This window comes from Arthrobacter sp. SO3 (assembly GCF_020532825.1).
Lineage (GTDB): Bacteria > Actinomycetota > Actinomycetes > Actinomycetales > Micrococcaceae > Arthrobacter.
Genome location: NZ_MQTS01000204.1, coordinates 4,508 through 6,566 on the forward strand (window position 1 = coordinate 4,508; position 2,059 = coordinate 6,566).

Annotated in this window: 2 protein-coding genes and 1 riboswitch; both genes read left to right on the top strand. The window is 64.4% G+C overall.

Features of this window, described 5'->3' with window-relative positions:
* Positions 1 to 452, top strand: a 452-nt coding sequence (locus BJQ90_RS18810; protein WP_226761727.1) for an L-serine ammonia-lyase, iron-sulfur-dependent, subunit alpha, incomplete at its 5' end; no start/stop codon positions are given.
* Positions 453 to 455: 3 nt separating this feature from the next.
* A complete protein-coding gene (gene purU / locus BJQ90_RS18815; protein WP_226761728.1) occupies positions 456 to 1,352 on the top strand; it encodes a formyltetrahydrofolate deformylase in 897 nt (298 codons plus the stop codon).
* A 348-nt stretch (positions 1,353 to 1,700) separates the two neighbouring features.
* Positions 1,701 to 1,798, top strand: a riboswitch (glycine riboswitch).
* Positions 1,799 to 2,059 lie beyond the last annotated feature (261 nt).

Sequence of the window (2,059 nt, forward strand, 5' to 3'; positions counted from 1 at the left end):
CCGGAGCCAACGACGACGGCGTCATCCGCTTCCTGCTGACGGCCGCCGCCGTCGGTATCCTGTTCAAGATCAACGCCTCCATCTCGGGGGCCGAGGTCGGCTGCCAGGGCGAAGTCGGATCGGCCTGCTCCATGGCGGCGGCCGGGCTCTGCGAAGTCCTGGGCGGCACCCCCGCGCAGGTGGAAAACGCGGCCGAAGTCGGCATCGAGCACAACCTCGGGCTGACCTGCGACCCGGTCGGCGGACTGGTGCAGATCCCCTGCATCGAACGCAATGCCATCGCCAGCGTCAAGGCCATCAACGCCGCCCGCCTGTGCCTGCACGGCGACGGCAGCCACAAAGTATCGCTGGACAAAGCCATCAAGACCATGCGTGAAACAGGAGCGGACATGAAGACCAAGTACAAGGAAACCTCCCGCGGAGGCCTCGCCGTGAACGTCATCGAGTGCTGACCCGTGGATACCTTGAATAGCACCGCGAACAGCACCGCCGCCGACTACGTTCTGACCCTCGATTGCCCGGAAACCCGGGGAATCGTCCACGCCGTGTCCGGATTCCTGCTGGAGCAGGGCTGCGACATCCTGGAGAGCAAGCAATTCGATTCCCAGGACGACGGCCATTTCTTCATGCGGCTCCACTTTGCCTCCTCCGGGGACTCCCCCGGCGGGCCGGCCACCCTCGATTCACTCCGGAAGGCCTTCGGGCCCGTGGCCGAAAAGTTTGGCATGCAGTGGCACCTGCGGGCCCAGGGGACCAAATGCCGGGTCCTGATCATGGTGTCCAAATTCGAGCACTGCCTCAACGATTTGCTGTTCCGCGCCCGCATCGGCGAGCTGCCCATCGACATTGTCGGGGTCGTCTCGAACCATCCGGATCACCGGGGAATCGTGGAATGGCACGGCATCCCCTTCTTCCACGTGCCCGTCACGGCAGCCACCAAACCGGCGGCCGAGGAGAGCCTGATGGAACTCGTCGACCGGCTCGACGTCGAACTGGTGGTGTTGGCCCGTTACATGCAGGTCCTCAGCGACGATCTCACCCGGCGCCTCGACGGCCGTGCCATCAACATCCACCACTCCTTCCTGCCCAGCTTCAAGGGCGCCAAGCCCTACCACCAGGCACACGCCCGCGGCGTGAAGACCGTCGGCGCCACCGCCCACTACGTCAACGCGGAGCTCGATGAGGGCCCGATCATCTCCCAGCAGGTGGTGGAGGTGGACCACACCTACACCGCCGACGACCTCGTCGCCGCCGGACGGGACACCGAGCGCAAAGCACTGTCCAACGCCGTCCGCTGGCACTGCGAGGGACGCGTCTTCCTCCAGGGCAACCGGACCGTCGTGCTGAAATAGCGGCGGATCCCCCGTTCCCTGCGGGGTCCCGCCGTGGCACACTGGGGTGACTATCGAGTGACTGGGGGGATCCACGTCAGGAGATTGTCATGGGCATTCTGATGCACCCCCGCGCTGCCGGCTGTCGGTCGGCGGTGAACAACTCATGATGATCGGCTGGGCCTACCTCATGGCCGCAGTCATGACCGTCGACGCGCTCCTGCTGGGATTGCTGCTGATGAACGTCAAGTGGCCCAAGCAGTGGAAGTAGCACAGCGGAAATAGTTGACGGTCCGGAAGTAATTTTTGTGCGTGGTCCGCACAGCGGCTACTGTGTGAGTTGTGTCACCCACAAGCGGCACATGCTTATGATCTGCGGCGGGAGAGTCCTGCCGGTACGTTCTGCAGGCGCCGTAGGAGCAAATCCTCCCCAGGAATCTCTCAGGCCCACGTACCGCCGCGGCGAGGCAACTCTGGAAAGCAGTCCGTTACGCGGGCTCACCGACGGTGCAAGCGGCACCCTGTAAGAGCAGGGCCCGCGGAAACTCTCAGGTCACATACAGAGCGGGGAGGAACCCGAATCATCGCCGCACCCTCGGTGCGGCCTGAATTATGGAGTTCCCCGTGACGAACAAGCCCTCCCTGTCCACCCTGGCACCAGAAGGCCGGAAAATGCTGCGGATCGAGCAGCGCAATGCGGCCACCCCGGTGGAACGCAAGCCGGAGTG